18 protein-coding genes are annotated in these 19,106 nt (G+C 71.6%); 7 read left to right on the top strand and 11 right to left on the bottom strand.

The window, feature by feature from the left end:
* Positions 1-25 precede the first annotated feature (25 nt).
* Complete coding sequence (gene metH, locus AB0A90_RS29190; protein WP_357254179.1) at positions 26-3,541, bottom strand: methionine synthase; 3,516 nt, start codon at positions 3,539-3,541, stop codon at positions 26-28.
* Positions 3,542-3,803: 262 nt separating this feature from the next.
* Between metH and AB0A90_RS29185 the strand changes: the two genes are divergently transcribed.
* The 5 genes from AB0A90_RS29185 to AB0A90_RS29165 all read left to right on the top strand — a co-directional run bounded on the left by AB0A90_RS29185 (position 3,804) and on the right by AB0A90_RS29165 (position 8,294).
* Positions 3,804-4,673: a PAC2 family protein gene (locus AB0A90_RS29185; protein ID WP_357254177.1), complete on the top strand. Its 870-nt coding sequence runs from the start codon at positions 3,804-3,806 to the stop codon at positions 4,671-4,673.
* A 122-nt stretch (positions 4,674-4,795) separates the two neighbouring features.
* Entirely contained in the window at positions 4,796-5,587 is a 792-nt protein-coding gene (locus AB0A90_RS29180) for a GntR family transcriptional regulator (RefSeq protein ID WP_357254175.1), read from the top strand.
* A gap of 217 nt (positions 5,588-5,804) precedes the next feature.
* Entirely contained in the window at positions 5,805-6,539 is a 735-nt protein-coding gene (locus AB0A90_RS29175) for a hypothetical protein (RefSeq protein ID WP_357254173.1), read from the top strand.
* Complete coding sequence (locus AB0A90_RS29170) at positions 6,536-6,868, top strand: transcriptional regulator (RefSeq protein WP_357254171.1); 333 nt, start codon at positions 6,536-6,538, stop codon at positions 6,866-6,868. Before AB0A90_RS29175 ends, AB0A90_RS29170 begins: the two co-directional genes overlap by 4 nt.
* A 220-nt stretch (positions 6,869-7,088) precedes the next feature.
* The gene (locus tag AB0A90_RS29165) at positions 7,089-8,294 is read left to right on the top strand and encodes an acetylhydrolase (RefSeq protein ID WP_357254169.1); all 1,206 of its coding nucleotides are present in this window, start codon (positions 7,089-7,091) and stop codon (positions 8,292-8,294) included.
* A gap of 204 nt (positions 8,295-8,498) precedes the next feature.
* Here the strand turns inward: AB0A90_RS29165 and mshC are convergent, their stop codons facing one another.
* The 6 genes from mshC to AB0A90_RS29135 form a co-directional block, all read right to left on the bottom strand.
* The gene (gene mshC / locus AB0A90_RS29160; RefSeq protein ID WP_357254167.1) at positions 8,499-9,737 is read right to left on the bottom strand and encodes a cysteine--1-D-myo-inosityl 2-amino-2-deoxy-alpha-D-glucopyranoside ligase; all 1,239 of its coding nucleotides are present in this window, start codon (positions 9,735-9,737) and stop codon (positions 8,499-8,501) included.
* A gap of 66 nt (positions 9,738-9,803) precedes the next feature.
* Entirely contained in the window at positions 9,804-10,622 is an 819-nt protein-coding gene (locus AB0A90_RS29155; RefSeq protein WP_357254165.1) for an SCO1664 family protein, read from the bottom strand.
* Complete coding sequence (locus AB0A90_RS29150; RefSeq protein WP_357254163.1) at positions 10,619-11,209, bottom strand: DUF3090 domain-containing protein; 591 nt, start codon at positions 11,207-11,209, stop codon at positions 10,619-10,621. The genes AB0A90_RS29155 and AB0A90_RS29150 overlap by 4 nt, the downstream gene beginning before the upstream one ends.
* A gap of 157 nt (positions 11,210-11,366) precedes the next feature.
* A complete protein-coding gene (locus AB0A90_RS29145; RefSeq protein ID WP_357254161.1) occupies positions 11,367-12,080 on the bottom strand; it encodes an MSMEG_4193 family putative phosphomutase in 714 nt (237 codons plus the stop codon).
* A 105-nt stretch (positions 12,081-12,185) separates the two neighbouring features.
* Positions 12,186-13,022 carry an undecaprenyl-diphosphate phosphatase gene (locus tag AB0A90_RS29140; protein ID WP_357254159.1) on the bottom strand — a complete coding sequence of 279 codons (837 nt, stop codon included), beginning with the start codon at positions 13,020-13,022 and terminating at the stop codon, positions 12,186-12,188.
* A complete protein-coding gene (locus AB0A90_RS29135; RefSeq protein WP_357254157.1) occupies positions 13,019-14,071 on the bottom strand; it encodes an LLM class F420-dependent oxidoreductase in 1,053 nt (350 codons plus the stop codon). The genes AB0A90_RS29140 and AB0A90_RS29135 overlap by 4 nt, the downstream gene beginning before the upstream one ends.
* 185 nt (positions 14,072-14,256) lie before the next feature.
* Here AB0A90_RS29135 and AB0A90_RS29130 point away from each other — a divergent pair, with 185 nt between their 5' ends.
* Positions 14,257-15,228, top strand: a complete 972-nt coding sequence (locus AB0A90_RS29130) for an aldo/keto reductase (RefSeq protein ID WP_357254155.1) — start codon at positions 14,257-14,259, stop codon at positions 15,226-15,228.
* A 172-nt stretch (positions 15,229-15,400) separates the two neighbouring features.
* Here AB0A90_RS29130 and AB0A90_RS29125 read toward each other — a convergent pair whose 3' ends face one another.
* Entirely contained in the window at positions 15,401-16,306 is a 906-nt protein-coding gene (locus AB0A90_RS29125; protein WP_357254153.1) for a hypothetical protein, read from the bottom strand.
* Complete coding sequence (locus tag AB0A90_RS29120) at positions 16,306-16,461, bottom strand: hypothetical protein (protein WP_357254151.1); 156 nt, start codon at positions 16,459-16,461, stop codon at positions 16,306-16,308. The genes AB0A90_RS29125 and AB0A90_RS29120 overlap by 1 nt, the downstream gene beginning before the upstream one ends.
* Before the next feature lie 189 nt (positions 16,462-16,650).
* Between AB0A90_RS29120 and AB0A90_RS29115 the strand changes: the two genes are divergently transcribed.
* Complete coding sequence (locus AB0A90_RS29115) at positions 16,651-16,842, top strand: DUF5703 family protein (protein WP_013734349.1); 192 nt, start codon at positions 16,651-16,653, stop codon at positions 16,840-16,842.
* A 55-nt stretch (positions 16,843-16,897) separates the two neighbouring features.
* On the opposite strand, the gene AB0A90_RS29110 is transcribed toward AB0A90_RS29115, so the two are convergent.
* Positions 16,898-17,560 carry a hypothetical protein gene (locus AB0A90_RS29110; RefSeq protein WP_357254149.1) on the bottom strand — a complete coding sequence of 221 codons (663 nt, stop codon included), beginning with the start codon at positions 17,558-17,560 and terminating at the stop codon, positions 16,898-16,900.
* A 57-nt stretch (positions 17,561-17,617) separates the two neighbouring features.
* On the bottom strand, positions 17,618-18,946 hold the full coding sequence (locus tag AB0A90_RS29105; protein WP_357254147.1) for a M20/M25/M40 family metallo-hydrolase: 1,329 nt from the start codon (positions 18,944-18,946) through the stop codon (positions 17,618-17,620).
* Positions 18,947-19,106: the final 160 nt, after the last annotated feature.

Below are 19,106 nucleotides of genomic sequence, written 5' to 3'. Positions count from 1 at the left end.
AAATGCAGGTCAGCGACGTTGCCGGTCACTTGGCGTTGAAGTAGCTGGCCTCCGGGTGGTGGACCACGATCGCGTCGGTGGCCTGCTCCGGCATCAACTGGAACTCCTCGGACAACTCCACACCGATCCGCTCCGACCCGAGCAGGTCCACGATCTTCGCCCGCTCCTCCAGATCGGGGCAGGCCGGGTAGCCGAACGCGTACCGGCAGCCCCGGTAGTCGTTGCGCAGGAGCCCCGCCAGGTCCGCCGGGTCGTCGGAGGTCAGCGGACGGCCGTCGGGCAGCGTCAACTCGGACCGGATGCGCCGGTGCCAGTACTCGGCGAGCGCCTCGGTGAGCTGCACGGACAGCCCGTGCACCTCCAGGTAGTCGCGGTACTCGTTGCGGGCGAACAGCTTCGCCGCGTACTCGCTGACCGGCTGACCCACGGTGACCAGTTGCAGCGCGACCACGTCGAGCTGGTCGCCCTTGGGCTTGAAGAAGTCCGCCAGGCAGAGTCGACGCTCCTGGCGCTGCCGGGGGAACGAGAACCGGGCGCGCTCCGCGTGCCCGTTCTCGTCGAGCACCACCAGGTCGTTGCCCTCGGAGTACGCGGGGAAGTAGCCGTACACCACGGCTGCCTCAAGGACCTGGTCGGCGATCAGCCGGTCCAGCCAGTACCGCAGGCGCGGCCGACCCTCGGTCTCCACCAACTCCTCGTAGGACGGACCGTTGCCGCCGCGGGCGCCGTTCAACCCCCACTGCCCGCGGAAGGTGGCCCGCTCGTCGAGCAGCGCCGCGTACTCGGCCATCGGCACGCCCTTGACCACCCGCGTGCCGAAGAACGGCGGGGTGGGCACGACCACGTCGGCGGCCACGTCGGAGCGGGTCGAGGAGTCGTGCAGCTCGGGCAGGGACTCGGTCACCATGGACCGTTGCCGTTCCCGGCGGGCCCGCCGCGCCGCGAGGGCCGCCTCCCGCTCCGGGTCGATGACCGGGGCGCCGCCGCGCTTGGCGGTCATCACCTTGTCCATCAGGGACAGTCCCTCGAAGGCGTCGCGCGCGTAGTGCACCTGCCCGGGGAACATCGCCCGCAGGTCGTCCTCGACGTACGCGCGGGTCAAGGCCGCGCCGCCCAGCAGGACGGGCCAACGCTCCGCGACCCCGCGCGTGGCCATCTCGGCCAGGTTTTCCTTCATGATGACGGTGCTCTTGACCAGCAGCCCGGACATGCCGATCGCGTCGGCGCGGTGCTGCTCGGCGGCGTCCAGGATGGCGTTGATCGGCTGCTTGATGCCGATGTTGACGACCTCGTAGCCGTTGTTGGACAGGATGATGTCGACCAGGTTCTTGCCGATGTCGTGCACGTCGCCGCGCACGGTGGCGAGCACGATGCGACCCTTGCCGCCGTCCTCGATGGTCTCCATGTGCGGCTCCAGGTACGCCACGGCGGTCTTCATCACCTCGGCGGACTGGAGCACGAACGGCAGCTGCATCTGGCCGGAGCCGAACAGCTCACCGACCACCTTCATGCCGTCCAGCAGGATGTCGTTGATGATCGACAGTGGGGACCGGCCGCCGGCCATCGCCTCGTCCAGGTCGGCCTCCAGGCCGTTACGCTCACCGTCGATGATCCGCCGCTTGAGCCGCTCGTCCAACGGCAGCGCCGCCAACTCCTGCGCCCGGCTCGCCCGGGCACTCGTCACGTCGACGCCCTCGAAGAGCTCCAGGAAGCGCTGCAACGGGTCGTACCCCTCGCGGCGCCGGTCGTAGACCATGTCCAGGGCGACCTCGCGCTGCTCGTCGGGGATCTTCGACATCGGCAGGATCTTGCTGGCGTGCACGATCGCCGACGTCAGACCGGCCTGCACGCACTCGTGCAGGAACACCGAGTTGAGCACCTGCCGGGCCGCCGGGTTGAGCCCGAACGAGATGTTCGAGATGCCGAGGGTGAAGTTGATCCCCGCGTAACGCCCGGCGATTTGCCGGATCGCCTCGATGGTCTCCAGACCGTCGCGGCGGGTCTCCTCCTGCCCGGTGGCGATCGGGAAGGTCAGCGTGTCGATGAGGATGTCGGACAGGTCCATCCCCCACCGGCCGGTCAGGTCGTCGATGGTGCGCGAGGCGATGCGGACCTTGTCCGCCGCGGTGCGCGCCTGCCCCTCCTCGTCGATGCACATCACCACCACGGCGGCACCGTGCTCCCGGATCACCGGCATCACCCGCCCGTAGCGGGACTCCGGACCGTCGCCGTCCTCGAAATTCACCGAGTTGACCACGCACCGGCCGCCGAGCATCTCCAGCCCGGCCTCGATCACCGCCGGCTCCGTGGAGTCCAACATGATCGGCAGGGTCGACGCCGTGGCGAACCGGCCGGCCAACTCGCGCATGTCCTGCGTGCCGTCGCGGCCGACGTAGTCCACGCACAGGTCGAGCAGGTGTGAGCCGTCGCGGGCCTGACTGCGGGCGATCTCCACGCAGGCGCGCCAGTCGCCGGCGAGCATCGACTCCCGGAACGCCTTCGAGCCGTTGGCGTTGGTCCGCTCCCCCACCATCAGCACCGACGCGTCCTGGGCGAACGGCACCGGGTGGTAGACCGACGAGACCCCGGCCTCGTGCCGGGGCTCCCGGGGCGGGGCGGAGACGCCGTGCAGCCGCTCGGCCAGCACGCGGATGTGCTCCGGGGTGGTGCCGCAGCAGCCGCCGATCAGCCCCACGCCGTACTCGTTGATGAACCGCTCCAGGGCCTCGGCCAGCTCCACGGGAGTCAACGGGAAGTACGCCCCGTCGGCGGTCAGCACCGGCAGGCCGGCGTTCGGCATCACCGACAGCGGGATGCGGGAGTGCTGCGACAGGTAGCGCAGGTGCTCGCTCATCTCGGCCGGGCCGGTCGAGCAGTTGAGCCCGATCAGGTCCACGCCGAGCGGCTCGATCGCCGCCAGGGCCGCACCGATCTCACTGCCGACAAGCATCGTGCCGGTGGTCTCCACGGCCACGTGACAGATGATCGGTACCGACTGGCCCAGCTCGGCCATCGCCCGCTTGGACCCGACCACGGCGGCCTTGACCTGGAGCAGATCCTGGCAGGTCTCGATGATCAGCGCATCCGCGCCACCGACGATCAGACCGGCGGCGTTCTCCTGGTACGCGTCGCGCAGGGTCGCGTAGGGGGCGTGCCCGAGGGTGGGGAGCTTGGTGCCCGGCCCGATCGAGCCGAGCACGAAGCGGGGCCGCTGCGGAGTGCTGGCCGCGTCGGCGGCCTCCCGCGCGATCCGGGCGCCCGCCTCGGACAGCTCACGAATGCGTTGCGGGATGTCGTACTCGGCGAGGTTGGCGAGGTTGGCGCCGAAGGTGTTGGTCTCCACGCAGTCCGCGCCGGCCGCCAGGTAGGCGTCGTGCACCCCACGCACCACGTCCGGTCGGGTGACGTTGAGGATCTCGTTGCACCCTTCGAGGCCGTCGAAGTCGTCGAGCGTGAGGTCCGCGGCCTGCAGCATCGTGCCCATCGCCCCGTCGGCGATGAGAATCCGGTCGGCCAGCACATCCATCAACGAAGTCCGCACCCGTCCAGGTTAGTGCGGCGTCCGCCCCGCCCACTGGCCGTCAACGGGCGATCCCACATTGTGTCAGCGGGATCACGCTGTCCGGTCCGTTCCTGTCTGACCGGGCCTGGAAGCGGCCGACCGGCGCGGCCGACAGGCCGTACCTCCGCCCGGGACGTAGGCTGACGGACGTGAAGGACAACAGCGACGCCGCCGTGCCCCACGGTCTGACGACCGGGCGCCATCCCGGCGCCGGCCGCGACGAGCAGGGTGAGGTGACGGCGTGACCGAGTTCGACGGACTGCCGGTGCTGCGGTCCCCGGTGGCCATCGCCGCGTTCGAGGGCTGGAATGACGCCGCCGACGCGTCCACCGCCGCCGTCGAACACCTCGAGCAGGTCTGGAACGCCCGGCAGATCGCCGAGTTGGATCCGGAGGACTTCTACGACTTCCAGGTCAGCCGGCCCACCATCACCATGGCCGACGGGGAGACCCGCCGGGTGGAGTGGCCGACGACCCGGTTCATGGTGGCCAGCCCGGAGGGCACCGACCGTGACGTGGTGCTGATCCGCGGCATCGAGCCGAGCATGCGCTGGCGGACGTTCTGCGAGCAGGTGCTGGAGATCTGCCACAGCCTCGAGGTGGAACGGGTGGTGCTGCTCGGGGCGCTGCTGGCCGATGTTCCGTACACCCGGCCGCTGCCGATCAGCGGCAGCGCGTCCGACGCGCAGGCCGCCGAGCGCTACCAGCTCACCCCCACCCGCTACGACGGGCCGACCGGGATCGTCGGCGTGCTGCACGACGCCTGCACCCGCGCCGACGTGGATGCCGTCTCGTTCTGGGTGCACGTGCCGCACTACGCCAACAACCCGCCGTGCCCCAAGGCCACCCTCGCCCTGCTGCACCGGGTGGAGGAGGTCGTCGACCTGCCCGTGCCGATGGCCGACCTGGCCGAGGAGTCCGCCGAGTGGGAGCAGCGGGTGCGGAGCGCCGCCGAGCAGGATGCCGAGCTCGGCGAGTACGTCCGCGAGCTGGAGGAACGGGTCGGCGACGAGGGCATCACCCCGCTGACCGGTGACGAGATCGCCCAGGAGTTCGAGAAGTACCTGCGTCGTCGGGGCGGTTCGGCCGGCCCCACCGCCGGCTCCTGGTAACACTGCTCGCTGCGGACCCTCGGACCTTCGTGGTTCGGGGGTCCGTTTTGGCGTGTCCGGGGTGGCGCCGTCACACCCTCTACGGCATCCTAGGAACCTAGATGTGATCAAGGAGGTTGGGTGTGCAGATCAACCCCGGGGCCGCCGAGTTCCCGCACCGACAGATCGCCGCGCAGCTCAAGGCCCAGGTCCGCCGCGGCGACTGGGGGCCCGGCGAGCGGCTGCCATCCATTCCGGCCATCGCCGAGATGTTCGGGGTCGCCAAGCAGACCGTGCAACGCGCCGTCGACCAGCTGCGGGTCGAGGGCATCCTGATCACCAAACCCGGCTCCGGTACGTACGTCCGGGGCACCCGCCGCCGACTCAACCGGCTCTCCCGAGGCCGGTACGGCGGCTTCCGCGGCTACCACACCGACCTGGCCGCCCGATACCGTCAACAACTCGTCTCCGTCGGGCACGCCCCCGCCCCCGCCGAGGTGGCCGACGCCTTCGGCGTGTCGGACGGCACCAGCCTGCTCTGCCGTCGGCACCTCGTCCGCACCGACGACTCCCCCGTCGAGGTGGGCGCCTCCTGGTTCCTGCCCCGCGACACCGCCGGCACCTCGCTGGAGCGCACCGAGGCGTTCGGCCGCCCGCTCTACCAGGAGGCCGAGGAAGCCACCGGGCGGCGGTACGTCTCGGCCACCGACACGATCAGCGCCCGCCAGCCCAGCCGGGAGGAGGCCGAGACCCTCCAGATCCGGCCGGACACCCCGGTGCTGCACCTGCTGCACGTCGCGTACGACGCGCACCGCAAGCCGATCGAGGTGGCGCAGGCCACCTGGCCCGGCCCGATGACCACCCTGACCGAGGAGTACAAGATTCCTGCCCCCACCCCCGAGGCCGATCCCGACCCTGGCCTGGTCCTGGGCTAGGTTCCGGCTCGCCGCTCAGGTCCGCCGGGCATGGCGCGTAGCCAGTCCAGCGCCACGACGCGGTCGCGGGCGACTCGGTAGTCGGTGGCCACCCCGCCTGTTGAACCCGCGTTCCACCTGGCTTGCGTTCGCAGTAAGCGGCGCGGTCACAGTCGGCACCCGTGAAACACGGTCAGGCTCTCTTGCGCGGATAGATCTGTAATGCAAAGCTGACTGCATGACATACGAGTCTGCTCCTCAGGCGGACGGGCCTCACGAGCTGTTGGCGGCCGTGCGCGACCTGACACACCAGGTCCGTGTCGCCCAGCGCGGCACCTGGTTTCCACTGCTGGTCTTCGCGGTGATCACCCTGGTCGCGATACCCGTCTACCGGTACGCCCCCTACCTCGACCTGTTCGGCACCTGCCGATCCCGCCCGCAGCACACGGCCTGCATGGCTCCCAACCCCGCACAGCTCGGGTACTGGACAGTCGCGCTGGTGCTCGCCTACGCGGCGATCGCAGGCTTCTACGTCAGACAGTCCCGACGGCGTGGCGTGGGCACCCCGATCCGCCCCTACGTCGTCGTCGGCGTCACGTTGGCCGTTCTGATGGCAGCCGTGTCGATCTGGCTGACGTTCCACCCGCTCATTTCCGTCCCCGCCGACCCCTTCTCCACCGACCCCGTCGAGATCGAGGTCGGGCCGGCGGCGTGGCTCGTCAATGGGCTGGCCAGTCCCATAGCGGTCATCGCGTTGGCGCTGCTGGTGCTCGCGTGGGTCGAACGCAACTGGGCGCTGCTGGCGTACAGCCTCGCCTACCTGGCGATCGTGATGGTGCAGGGCGGCCAGGTCATCCATTCGACCTCGCCGTGGTTCTTCCTGCCGTACCTGCTCGTCCCGGCGGCGCTGCTGCTGCTCGGCAGTGCCGCCTTCGCTCTGATCCGGCCGACCGCTGAGGTTCCGGGGCGATGACCGACCATCCCACCAACGGCCTCGACGACGTGGTCCACCAGCGCGTCCGACTGGGCATCCTGGCCATCGCGCACCAGGCCCGCCAGGTCGAGTTCGGCTTCCTGCGCACCACCCTGCAGCTGACCGCGGGAAACCTCGGGCAGCACCTGACCGTCCTGGAGAAGGCCGAGCTGATTGAGGTCGAGAAGGGCTACGAGGGCAAGCGCCCGCGCACCTGGGTGACTCTCACCGCCGCCGGTCAGGCAGCCCTGCGCGATGAGATCACCCATCTCAAGCAACTCATCCAGCAGGTCGAACAAGCGGAGACGGCGCCGACCGCCGACCGGTGACCTGACGGCCAGCCGACGTGCGCGGACCGGATCCGGTGCCGCACGGGGGTCCGTCCCGCCCAGCCACGGGCAGCCCCGGCGTCTCCACCATCGGGGCACCGATGTCTTCACCATCGAAGAGCGCTGACGCCGTTGCAACTACACCCTCGGTGTATACACTGCGAATATATCGATGGCCGGAGCACTCCGTTGCGGCGTCGAGCAACCCAGGGGAGGATCAATGCCAACCGTGAAACCTGGTGGTGCGCGGGGGATCACGCGCCGTGGCCTTGTCGGAGCCGCGCTGGCGGTCGGGGCCGGCGTACCGATGGGCATCGCCGGTCGCGCCACTGCGGCAACCGCCGATTCGGGCCCGGTCCGGCTCACTCTCCCCCGGCCGACCGGGCCGTACCGCGTGGGAACGGTGTCGCTGCACCTGGTCGACCGTTCGCAGCCGGATCCGCTGGCCGGCCCGGGCCGGTACCGGGAGCTGATGGTCAGCGTCTGGTACCCCGCCCGGGACGTGCACCGGTTCCCGCGTGCGCCCTGGATGACCCCCGCCTCGATGCGCGTGCTGCTGGACTCCGCCGGGTTCGACCCCGACGCCGCGCTGGCGCCGTTGACGGCCGGGCACGAGGGCGCCCCGGTGCGGCAGCCGGGCCGGCGGTTGCCGGTGGTGCTGTACTCGCACGGCTCGGGCAGCCACCGTTCGGACACCACCATCGTGGTGCAGGAACTCGCCAGCCACGGCTACGCGGTGGTCACGGTGGATCACACGTACGACGGGGTCAGCGAGTTCCCCGACGGTCGGGTCACCGTCCAGGAGGACGACTTCGACTCGACCCCGTGGACCTACACCCGAGACGTTCGATTCGTCCTCGACCAGATCGCCGACCTCGCCGCCGGGCGCAACCCCGACGTGGACCACACTCCGCTGCCGGCCGGGCTGGGCGCCGCCCTCGACCTGAGCCGGATCGGCATGTTCGGCTGGTCGAAGGGCGGTACCGCGACGGCCCTGACCATGGGCACCGACCGGCGGATCCGGGCGGGGCTGAGCCTGGACGGCCCGATGGTGTCGCAGCCGCTGCCCACCGCCGACCTGTACCGGCCGTTCATGCTGATGACGGCCGAGTACAACCGGGCCGCGGAGCCCGCCGTCGCCGAGTTCTTCACCCACCTACGCGGATGGCGACTCAACGTCCAGGCCGCCGAAGCGGTCCACTCGTCCTACGGCGACAACCAGTGGCTCCTACCGCAACTGGCGCGGCTCATCGGGATGAGCGACGAGGAACTCGTGCGCTTGATCGGCAATCTCGACCCCGCCCGCGCGGTCCGCATCGGGCAGGCGTACCCGCTGGCGTTCTTCGACAGGCACCTACGGCACCGGGGCGGCCACCTCCTGAGCGGCCCGAGCCGGTCCTTCCCGGAGGTGACGTTCATTCCGTAGCCCGGCCGTCCGGGCCCGCCCCCGGACCGGTCCTGGGCTGAGCCGCTTGATCGACCCGGCACGCGGCCGTCCGCCCGGAGGCCGGTGCCCCGCCGATCATGGAGTTGTGGTGCCTCGCAAAAGGTGCTTGGCATCGCGTTTCGGGCACCACAAGTCCATGATCGCCGCGGGTGGGGGGTGGGGCGGGGTGGGGTGGGAGGGGGGCTAGAGGCGGATGCCCAGGAGGGCGTCCACCGTCTTCGCGAAGAGGGCCGGGGCGTCCGCGTCGTCGGCGGCGCCCGCCAGGGTCGCGTCGGCCCAGCGGTCGGCTGCGGCCAGGGCTCCCGGGGTGTCCAGGTCGTCGGCGAGGCGCTCGCGTACCCCGGCCAGCAGCTCGGCCCCGGACGGCCCGGCGGGCGCGGCGGCGGCCCGCCGCCAGCGGTCCAGGCGCTCCTGCGCGGCCGTGAGCAGCTCGTCGGTCCAGGTGCGGTCGCTGCGGTAGTGCCCGGAGATCAACGCCAGCCGGATCGCCATCGGGTCCACCCTGTCGGCGCGCAGCCGGGACACGAAGACCAGGTTGCCGCGGGACTTGGACATCTTCTCGCCGTCCAGACCGATCATCCCGGCGTGCACGTAGTGCTCGGCGAACGGCGCCTGACCGGTGAGCCGCTCGGCGTGCGCGGCGGACGCCTCGTGGTGCGGGAACAGCAGGTCGTTGCCGCCGCCCTGCACGTCGATCCGGTCACCGAGCAGGTTGAGCGCGATGACCGCGCACTCGATGTGCCAACCGGGGCGGCCCGGCCCCAGGTCGCCGCCCGGCCAGGACGGCTCGCCCTCGCGGGCGCCGCGCCACAGCAGCGGGTCCAGGGGGTCGCGCTTGCCGGCCCGGTCGGGGTCGCCGCCGCGCTCCGGGAAGATCTCCAGCATCTGCTCGCGGGTCAGGTTGGACTCGTAGCCGAACCGGCCGGTGGCGGAGATGTCGAAGTAGACGTCGCCGGTGCCGTCGTCGAGCCGGTACGCGGCGCCGTCCTTGACCAGCACCTCGACCTTGTCGGCGATGTCCGGGATCGACTCGACCGCGCCCACGTAGTGCGCCGGCGGGATGATCCGCAGCGCCTCCATGTCCTCGCGGAACAGCGCCGTCTCGCGCATCGCCAGGACCACCCAGTCCTCGCCGTCGCGGGCGGCGCGTTCCAGCAGCGGGTCGTCGATGTCGGTGACGTTCTGCACGTAGCGCACCGGACGGCCGGCGTCGCGCCACATCCGCTGCACGAGGTCGAACGTGATCATGGTGGCGGCGTGACCGAGGTGCGTGGCGTCGTACGGGGTGATGCCGCAGACGTACATGCTGCCCGCGTCCGCCGGCTCGCTCGGGTGGACACCCTGCCGCGCCGAGTCGTACAACGCCAGTGGCTCGCCCCTGCCCGGCAGCCGTGGCACCTCGTGTCCCGCCCAAGACTCCATGGGATCAGCCTAGCCAGCCCGGCGACGCCGCCGGAGCGCCCCACGGGTGATCAAGATGACAGCGGCTCACATGGGCGGCCAGGGAATCGCCGGCCAGTCCTCCGGTGGCTGCGGGAAGCGGCCGGTCTCGCGCAACCTGTCGACCCGGGCGGCCATCTCGGTCACCTCGCTGATGGTGAGGTGGTCGGCCAACTCCGCGCCGAGCGCCCCGGCGACCTGCCCGGCGAGCCCGTCGAGCATCTCCACGGCATCCGGGGGCAACTGCTTGCCGGCCCAGCCCCAGAGCACCGTGCGCAGCTTGTCCTCCACGTGGAAGCTCACCCCGTGGTCCACGCCGTAGATCCGGTCGTCGGCGCCGACCAGCACGTGAGCGCCCTTACGGTCCGCGTTGTTGATCACCGCGTCGAGCACCGCGAGACGTGCCAGCCGTGGGTCGTCGGCGTGCGCGAGGGCGTACGCCGTGCCGTCGTCGTCACGGGCCGCGGCGATCGGGAACCAGCGTGGCGGCAGCTCCCCGGCCGGCAGGAAACCCACAAGTGGGTCGGCGTCCTCCGGCTCGTCGATCCACAGCTGGCAGGAGCCGGGGCCGAACGGGCCGTCGCGCAGCACCGTGGGCGGCACCAGGCCCCAGCCGGTGGCCCGGGAGACCAGATACGCCGAGACCTCCCGCCCGGCCAGCGTGCCGTCGGGGAAGTCCCAGAGCGGACGCTCACCGCGTACCGGTTTGTAGACGCAGCGGGCGGTGGCCCCGTCCAGGGTCAGGATGCCGCGCAACGTGGTGTTCGACGCGTCGACCAGCCGACCCTCCAGGTCGAGCGTGCCGTCTCGCAGCAGCCGCAGCGCCGCGTCGCCGTCCTGGCGAGGCTGGAGGCCGGACGAGGTCACCGGTGATAACCGTTGTGCCGCGGGCAGAGGTGCCCGGCGGGGTCCAACGGTTGGCCGCAGAGCGGGCACGGAGGCCGACCCGCGTTGACCACTCGCCGGGCCCGCTCGATGAACTGACGGGTCGCCTGCGGGGTGAGCCGGACCCGGAGCCGGTCGAGGTCCTCGTCCGGCTCGTCGTCCTCGACATCGTCGTCGTCGGGGTCCTCGTCGTCCTCGTCGCCCAACTCGACCTCGGGCTCCACCTCGCCCGCGGCGATCGCCTCGATCACCACGGTCGCGGTGTCCACGTCGAAGGCCAGCCCGAGGGTGCCGACGCGGAACTCCTCGTCGACGGGCGTGTCCAGTGGCTCGTTGTCGCCGATCACCGGGGCCAGCTCGGGCAGGTCCACCCCGAAGCGACGTTGCGCCTCGGTGAGCAGCTCCTCCAGCTTCTCGGCGAGCAGGGACACCTGAACCTTTTCCAGCGCGACGCTGACCAGCCTGCCGCCGCCGCGGGCCTGCAGGAAGAACGCGCGCTCCCCCGGCGGCCCGACAGTCCCGGCGACGAACCGCTCCGGCGGTTCGAAGGCGTGCACCTGGTGGGTCATACCCACGACCCTATCCGGCCCGCCAGGGCACCGCGCACCCCACCGACCCGAATCGCCCGAGGTGCGGCGCGCCCGGTGTGCCAGGGGTTACACCCGGGCGTGGCGGCCTCTTCGGCGTGCCAGAACGCCCCGACCGGGGGCGGTGTCGTGACGTGCCTCACCGCGACACGCCCGCGCCGCCGCCGACGGCCGCGTCCGAGTCGGCCACGCGGCTCGCGCGCCGACGCCGCTTGGCCGGCGGCGGCACCAGCGCCGCCAGGTCGCCGCCGGTGTCGTTGAGCCGCACCAGAAACGGACGCAGCGGCGTGAACCGGATCGCCGTCACCGACGCCGGGTCGGCCACGATCCGCTGAAAGGCATCCAGGTGTACGCCGAGCGCGTCCGCCACGATGGCCTTGATCACGTCGCCGTGGCTACACGCCAGCCAGACCGCCTCCGGCCCGTGTTCGGCGCTCACCCGGGCGTCCCAGGAGCGCACCGCCGCCACGGCACGCGCCGCCATCGCCGCCATCGCCTCCCCACCCGGGAAGACCGCCGCGCTGGGGTGCTGCTGGACAACCGGCCAGAGTGGCTCCTTGGCGAGCTTCTTCAGCGGCTGCCCCTCCCAACTGCCGTAGTCGCACTCGATCAGCCCGTCCTCGACCACCGGGGTGGCCTGCGGGAGCGCCAACTCCAGGGTCTGCCGGCACCGGATGAGCGGGCTGGTCACCACGGCGGCCAGTGGCACCGCCCGCAGTCGCTCGCCGACCGCGGTGGCCTGGGCGCGTCCGGTGTCGTCCAGCTCGACCGGTTGGCGGCCGGCGAGGCCGCCATCGGCGTTCGCCGTGGTTCGGCCGTGTCGCAAGAGCAGAAGGGTCGCCACGGAGACCACCCTATGACCTGGACCCCGTGCCGGGCCGTCGTGGGCGGCGGGAGGACGACCGCGGCCCCCGACTCCGCGCACGGGCGGGGTCGGGGGCCGTCGTCGGCGCGTCGCTCAGGTGGCGTCGATCGCGCCGGTCAGCAGCAGCGCCAGGACCAGCGTGCCCAGCGCCACCCGGTACAGCACGAAGACGTACAGGGTGTGGTGGGCGACGTAGCGCAGCAACCAGGCGATGGCCGCGTACCCGATGCCGAAGGCGATGAGGGTGGCCACGATCGTCTGGGCCACCGTCGGCACGGAGGTGCCCGGGGCGGACGGCTCGAAGACGTCCCCGAGGCTGAACACGCCGGACATCACCACCGCCGGGATGGCCAGCAGGAACGAGTACCGTGCCGCCGCCTCCCGGGTGAGGTTGAGCAGCAGGCCGGCGGTGAGCGTGCCACCGGAGCGGGACACCCCGGGGACCAGCGCCATCGCCTGGGCGAAGCCCATCACGATGCCGTCCTTCATCCGGAAGTTCTCCAGGGTGCGGGTCTGCCGCCCCCAGTACTCCGCGAACGCCAGCACGAAGGCGAACACGATGAGCGTGGTCGCCACGACCCACAGGTTGCGCCCCGCGGTCTTGATCTGGTCCTTGAACAGGAAACCGAACAACCCGATCGGAATCGAGCCGACGATCACGTACCAGCCCATCCGGTAGTCGAGGCTGGAGCGGACCGACGTGTCCCGGATGCCCACCAGCCAGGTCCGGGTGATCCGCCAGATGTCCTTGGCGAAGTAGATCAGCACGGCCGCCTCGGTGCCGAGCTGGGTGACCGCGGTGAACGACGCGCCGGCGTCCCGGTCGAAGAAGATCGCCGAGGTGATCCGCAGATGCCCCGACGAGCTGACCGGAAGAAACTCGGTCAGTCCCTGGACGATGCCCAGGACGATGGCCTCAACCCAGGTCACTCGCCGACTCCCGAAAGCTCCAGTGCCTCGGCGACGGTACGCAGGGTCTGCACACCGCTGTCCCGGTCGGCGACGAACAGGCTCACCGACAGCGTGGTGACGCCGGCGGCAGCGTACTCCCGCATCCGCTCGGCGACGCGCTCCTTCGGGCCGAGCAGTGAGGTGCGGTCGATGAACTCCATGGGTACGGCCGCGGCGGCGTCGCGCTGCCGCTTGGCCAGGTACAGGTCCTGCACGTCGCGGGCGGCGTCGCCGTACCCCATCCGGGTGGCGAGCTGGTTGTAGAAGTTCTGCTCGCGGCTGCCCATGCCGCCCACGTACAGCGCCGCGTACCAGCGGACCAGCTCGGCGCAGGAGGCCACGTCGTCGCCGATCACCACGGGCACCGAGGGCACCACGTCGAACCCGGCCAACTCCTTGCCGACCTTCGCCCGACCGGCGCGGACCGAGGCGAGCTGCTCCTCGGCGAACTCCGGGGCGTAGAACACGGCCAGCCAGCCGTCGGCGATCTCACCCGCCAGCTCCAGGTTCTTCGGGCCGACCGCCGCCAGGTAGATCGGTATGTGCTCGCGGGGTGGATGGAAACCCAACCGCAGGGCCTTACCCGGGCCGTCCGGCAGCGGCAGCTTGTAGTGCTGCCCGTCGTAGGCCACCTCCTTGCGGGCGATGGCCAGCTTCACGATGTCGACGAACTCGCGGGTCCGCGCGAGGGGCTTGGCGAAGCGCACACCGTGCCAGCCCTCCGACACCTGCGGACCGGAGACACCCAGGCCGAGCCGGAACCGGCCACCGGAGAGCGCGTCGATGGTGGCGGCGGTCATGGCGGTGGCGGCCGGCGTACGGGCGGGGATCTGCATCACCGCGGCGCCGACGTCGATCCGTTCGGTCTGGCCGGCCATCCAGGCGAGCATGCTGGGCGAGTCGGAGCCGTAGGCCTCCGCCGCCCACACCACCGAGTAGCCCAGCCGGTCCGCCTCCTGGGCGAGGGCCAGGTGGTCGGCCGGTGTGCTCCACGCTGTCTGGTATCCGAGACTGAGCCCGAGTCGCACTGGTCCTCCCCCATCCGTGGCACAGGTCGCACCAGGTTACGCAATGCCGAAAACGGACTCGATCACCGGCTCGACACCTTCGCTCCCCCTCCATCGGGGCAGCCCACGGCGGCGGAACCGGCAGAACCGGCAGAGATACGGGAGCGAGGATATCCGTGGCGGCAGGTTCGAAATAAGGTTCACCCATGCAACAGCGACCGCTCGGCCGAAGCGGGCTGGCGGTTTCCCGGCTCGCGCTCGGCACCATGACCTGGGGCCGGGACACCGACGCCGACGACGCGGCCGCCCAGCTGAAGAGTTACCTGGACGCGGGCGGCAACCTGATCGACACCGCCGACGTGTACGGCGACGGCGACGCCGAGTCGGTGATCGGGTCGCTGCTGGGCACCCTCGTGCCCCGCGACGAGCTGCTGATCGCCACCAAGGCGGGGCTGCGCCCGGGCAGTGGTCGACGTCGCGACGGCTCCCGGGGGCACCTGCTGCGGACGTTGGACGCGTCGCTGCGCCGCCTCGGCACCGACCACGTCGACCTGTTCCAGGTGCACGGGTACGACCCGGACACCCCGCTGGAGGAGACCCTCGCGGCGTTGGACCACGCGGTGGCCAGCGGCAAGGTTCGCTACGTCGGCGTGTCGAACTTCTCCGGCTGGCAGACCGCACGCGCCGCCGCCTGGCAGACCGCCTGGCCGGGGCGGGCACCCGTGGTCGCCACCCAGGTGGAGTACTCGCTGCTGGAGCGGGGCGTGGAGCGGGAGGTGCTGCCCGCGTGCGACGCGCTCGGCCTCGGCCTGCTGCCCTGGTCACCGCTGGGTCGGGGCGTGCTGACCGGCAAGTACCGGCACGGCCGTCCCGCGGACTCCCGAGCCGCGTCGCCGCACTTCGAGCGGTTCGTCTCGACGTACCTGGAGCCGCGCTGCTCCAGCATCGTGGAGGCGGTGGCCACCGCGGCTGGCGGCCTGGGGGTGTCACCGCTGGAGGTGGCATTGGCGTGGATCCGGGACCGGCCTGGGGTGACCGCGCCGATCCTCGGCGCACGCACGGTCGGCCAACTGCTCGGCGCGCTGCCCGTGGAACGGATCACCCTGCCGGAGGAGATCACCACCGCGCTGGACGACGTCTCGGCGGTGCCGTTGGGCTACCCCGAACGCGACGGCTGACCGGCGCTGTTCCTCGCCCCCGGTTGCGGCACTCGGCAAGATCGTGCTCGATCCTGGATGCGGTGGCATCCCACGACGACGACGTAGCCACTACATCGTGGATCGAGCGGGATCCTGGGCACGGCGCGATCTTGGGCGCGGCACGGCGGCAGGTGCATGCCGGGGCAGGGCGTCAGGGCGACGGGCGCTGCCCGGGGAGGTCGTGGATCGCGGTCAGGAAGCGCGACTGGTCGTCGCGGACCGCGGGCTGGGTGAGTCGGATCCACGAGTCGTCGTCGAAGACGAACGTGGAGGTCAGCTGCACGAACCCGGCCGCGCCGCGCTCCGAGTCGATCCGGGCCACCCGGTCACGTCGCACACTCCACAGGACCCGCGGTTGGCGCCGGTCGGGGCGGTCGGCGTCCGGGCGGGGACCCATCCGCAGCAGGTGCAGATGGGTGTCGGTCACCGCCAGCGGGGTGCCGTTGTACCGCTCCAGGAAGAGCAGCAGGCTGCCGGCGAGGGTGGCGAGGTCGCCGCTGAAGACGTACCGGCGGCGGTAGGCGATCTCGGCGAGCTGGTCGGCCAGCGGGCGGTACAGGCTGAGCCGGAACAGGGCGCGGAACGCCTCCTGTTCCTCGGTGAGCGGGATGGGATCCCGCTGCGCCCGCTGCGGTGGTGGGACCGGCTCCGGTTCGGCCGCCTCCGGCACACCGGCCGCGACGGCAGCGGCCTTGGCGGGCAGCAGCAGCAGGCCCGCCGCCAGCCGGACCGGCGTCAGCACCGCGTCCACCCAGACCACCGGGTTGACGATGTTGAGCAACCCGAACAGCACCTTCGGGTCGAGCGAGTCGACGAACTCGTCGGCCATCACACCGGCGAGCTGCCGCCCGGCCTTGTGGGTCTGCGGGGCGCCGACCGGGCCGAGCCCCACGTACCGCAGCTCCTGCCCGGGCAGCAGTGGCGCGACGAGGGCCCGTTCGGGTTCGTCGCTCGTGCGGAACTCGTCGCGCAGCTCACGGGCCTTGTCCCGGGCCGCCCGCGCGCCGCCGAGCACCGCGTCGGTGAACCGACCCAGCCGGCCCCGCTCCTCCGACATCACGCGTCCCCTCGCGACCGGCCCGCCGGCGGTTGCCCGAAGACACGCTGGTTGATCCAGTCCGCCTCGACCGCGGCGAGCGAGCTGTCGAGGCGGCGGGCGGCGGTCTCCAGTCGACGGACCGCCCGCACGTCGACGTCGATATCCGGTGGCATGCCGTTCCTCCCCCACGAGTCGAGCGCACCGACGATACGATTCCCGGCCACCCGGCACCACCCCGTGGCACGGACAGCACGCTGCACGGGGCAGGGGCGCACAGGTCGGCACGAACCACCCCACGGCAGCGTCGTTGGTCACCCCCAAGGGGGTGGCGAACAGCCGCTGGGCTGGGCAGCATGGATGGCATGGACTACGAATACGCGCCACTGCGGCTGCCGCCGAACGTCGACCGGTTGACCGCGGCGGCGCAGTTGGCGATCCAGGCGGAGTTCTCCGGATGGGAGTTGGCCCGGGTGCGGTTGTACCGGGACGGCACGCGGCAGGTGGTGCTGCGGCGGCGGCGGGTCAACCAGCCGCAGCCGGGCCTGTCGTACTGACGGCCGGACGCCCGGGGCCACGTGGACCCCGGGCGTCGAACGGCCTTGGTGCGCCCTAGTGCTGGTGCCCGGCGTGGTCGTGATCGTCGTCGAGCTCCACGAACGGGTGCTCGTCGAGCCGGCCGACCAGTCGGTCGTCGACCGCCGGCTGGAACGGACCGACCGCGTCATCGTCGTCGAACGACTCCAGATCGACCGGCGTGCCCACCTCGCTGACCATCACCACCCCGTCGAGGGGCTCCAGCTCGGGGACGTCCAGCGCGCCGAGCGAGCCGTCGCCGCTCTGCAGCAACTCCAGCACCGCCTCGCCGACGCCCTCCACCGGCGCCGGCTCGTCGTCCTCCGGGGTGCCCTCGCGGCGGGCCGCCTCGGCCACCCGCAGCAGCGCGGCGACGCTCGGCACCCGGTAGTCGCGACGCTGCCGCACCGAGATCACCCGGGGGTGCGGGTCGCTGGCCTCGGAACCCTCCGGGCCGCCGAAGCGCTCGTCGGCCTCGTCCGGGTCGATCGAGTCGACATCCCACGGCGTCACCTCGCCGAAGGCGTCGAGCAACCGCTCGTCGTACGCGAAGGAGGCGTTGTTCAACGCCACGTACGCCTGCCAGACGTCGTCGTCGTCGACGCGGCCCTGCGCGGCGCGTACGGCGGCCAGGTGGTGGCGGGCCGCTTCGATCACCCGCTCGAGAGCGGCGTCCAGCTCACCGTGCTGGTCGGTCATGTGGGGCAGTCCCTTCACGTTGGGGAGGTCGCGCGCCGGATGCAGCGCCGGGCGCGGCTAGCAGGTGCGGAGGAACCGGTCGAGAACCCGCACGCCGAACTGTAGTCCGTCGACCGGAACGCGCTCGTCGATGCCGTGGAACAACGCCGAGAAGTTCAGGTCGGCGGGCAGCCGCAGCGGTGCGAAACCGAAGCAGCGGATGCCGAGCTGGGAGAACGCCTTGGCGTCGGTGCCGCCGGAGAGCATGTACGGGACCGGACGCGCCCCCGGGTCCTCGGCGCGCAGCGCCGCCGACATGGCCTCGACGAGGTCGCCGTCGAAGGTGGTCTCCAGCGCGGGCTGCCGCTGGATGTACTCGATCGCGATGTCCGGGCCGACGAGCTCCCGCAGCTGCCGCTCCAGCAGCTCGGACTGGCCGGGCAGGCTGCGGCAGTCGATCGTGGCGGTGGCCCGGCCGGGGATGACGTTGTCCTTGTAGCCGGCGTCGAGCCGGGTCGGGTTGGCGGTGTTGCGGATGGTCGCCCCGATGATGTTGGCGATCGGGCCGAGTTTCGCGATGGCCGTCTCCGGGTCCTCCGGGTCGAGCTCGACGCCGAGCAGGTCGGAGACCTCCTCCAGGAAGGCCCGCACGGTGTCGGTGACCACCACCGGGAAGCGGTGCCGGCCGATCCGGGCGACCGCCTCGGCGAGCGCGGTGACCGCGTTGTCGTCGTGCACCATCGAGCCGTGCCCGGGGCGACCCTTGGCGTGCAGCCGCAGCCAGTCGATGCCCTTCTCGGCGGTCTCGATCAGGTAGAGCCGCTGGCTGTCGTTGACCGAGTAGGAGAAACCGCCGACCTCCCCGATCGCCTCCGTGCAGCCGTCGAAGAGGTCCTGGTGGTTCTCCACCAGGAAACGCGCGCCGTAGTCGCTGCCCGCCTCCTCGTCGGCGGTGTACGCGAGCACGATGTCCCGCGGTGGCCGTACGCCGGTGCGCTGCCAGTGCCGCACCACGGCGAGCACCATCGCGTCGAAGTCCTTCATGTCGATCGCGCCGCGGCCCCAGAGGTAACCGTCGCGCAGCTCGCCGGAGAACGGGTGCACCGACCACTCGTCGGCGTCGGCGGGCACCACATCCAGGTGGCCGTGCACCAGCAGCGCGCCCCGGCTCGGGTCGGTGCCGGGGATGCGGGCCACCACGTTCGCCCGGCCCGGCGCGGCCTCGTGCAGGACGGACTCCACGCCCACCTCGGCGAGCTTCTCCGCCACGTACTCGGCGGCGCGGCGCTCGCCGACGCTCGTGTCGTTGTCCCCCGTGTTGGTGGTGTCGATGCGCAGCAGGTCGCGGCAGAGGTCCACGACCTCCGCGCTGGGGTCGGGTCGGGTGGAGGCCGCATCGCTCGTCATCGCCTCTTCATACCAGCCGGCCCCGGTCGGCCGGGCGGCGCACCGGTGCACGCGGGCCGGCACACCGGTGGCCACGCGCCGGCGCATCGACGGGCCCGGTTTCGCCGGGAGCGGGTTCGGGTACCGCCGCCCACGACCGCACATCCCTGCCGGAGCTTCC

Source organism: Micromonospora sp. NPDC049204 (genome assembly GCF_040647935.1).
Lineage (GTDB): Bacteria > Actinomycetota > Actinomycetes > Mycobacteriales > Micromonosporaceae > Micromonospora.
This window is presented reverse-complemented; position numbering and strand designations above follow the sequence as displayed.

Coding starts and splice junctions, on each gene's coding strand:
- AB0A90_RS29165 (WP_357254169.1), top strand. CDS start 7,089: ATGCCAACCGTGAAACCTGGTGGTGCGCGGGGGATCACGCGCCGTGGC.
- AB0A90_RS29120 (WP_357254151.1), bottom strand. CDS start 16,461: ATGCCACCGGATATCGACGTCGACGTGCGGGCGGTCCGTCGACTGGAG.
- mshC (WP_357254167.1), bottom strand. CDS start 9,737: ATGGAGTCTTGGGCGGGACACGAGGTGCCACGGCTGCCGGGCAGGGGC.
- AB0A90_RS29115 (WP_013734349.1), top strand. CDS start 16,651: ATGGACTACGAATACGCGCCACTGCGGCTGCCGCCGAACGTCGACCGG.
- AB0A90_RS29150 (WP_357254163.1), bottom strand. CDS start 11,209: ATGACCCACCAGGTGCACGCCTTCGAACCGCCGGAGCGGTTCGTCGCC.
- AB0A90_RS29105 (WP_357254147.1), bottom strand. CDS start 18,946: ATGACGAGCGATGCGGCCTCCACCCGACCCGACCCCAGCGCGGAGGTC.
- AB0A90_RS29170 (WP_357254171.1), top strand. CDS start 6,536: ATGACCGACCATCCCACCAACGGCCTCGACGACGTGGTCCACCAGCGC.
- AB0A90_RS29125 (WP_357254153.1), bottom strand. CDS start 16,306: ATGTCGGAGGAGCGGGGCCGGCTGGGTCGGTTCACCGACGCGGTGCTC.
- AB0A90_RS29110 (WP_357254149.1), bottom strand. CDS start 17,560: ATGACCGACCAGCACGGTGAGCTGGACGCCGCTCTCGAGCGGGTGATC.
- AB0A90_RS29175 (WP_357254173.1), top strand. CDS start 5,805: ATGACATACGAGTCTGCTCCTCAGGCGGACGGGCCTCACGAGCTGTTG.
- AB0A90_RS29130 (WP_357254155.1), top strand. CDS start 14,257: ATGCAACAGCGACCGCTCGGCCGAAGCGGGCTGGCGGTTTCCCGGCTC.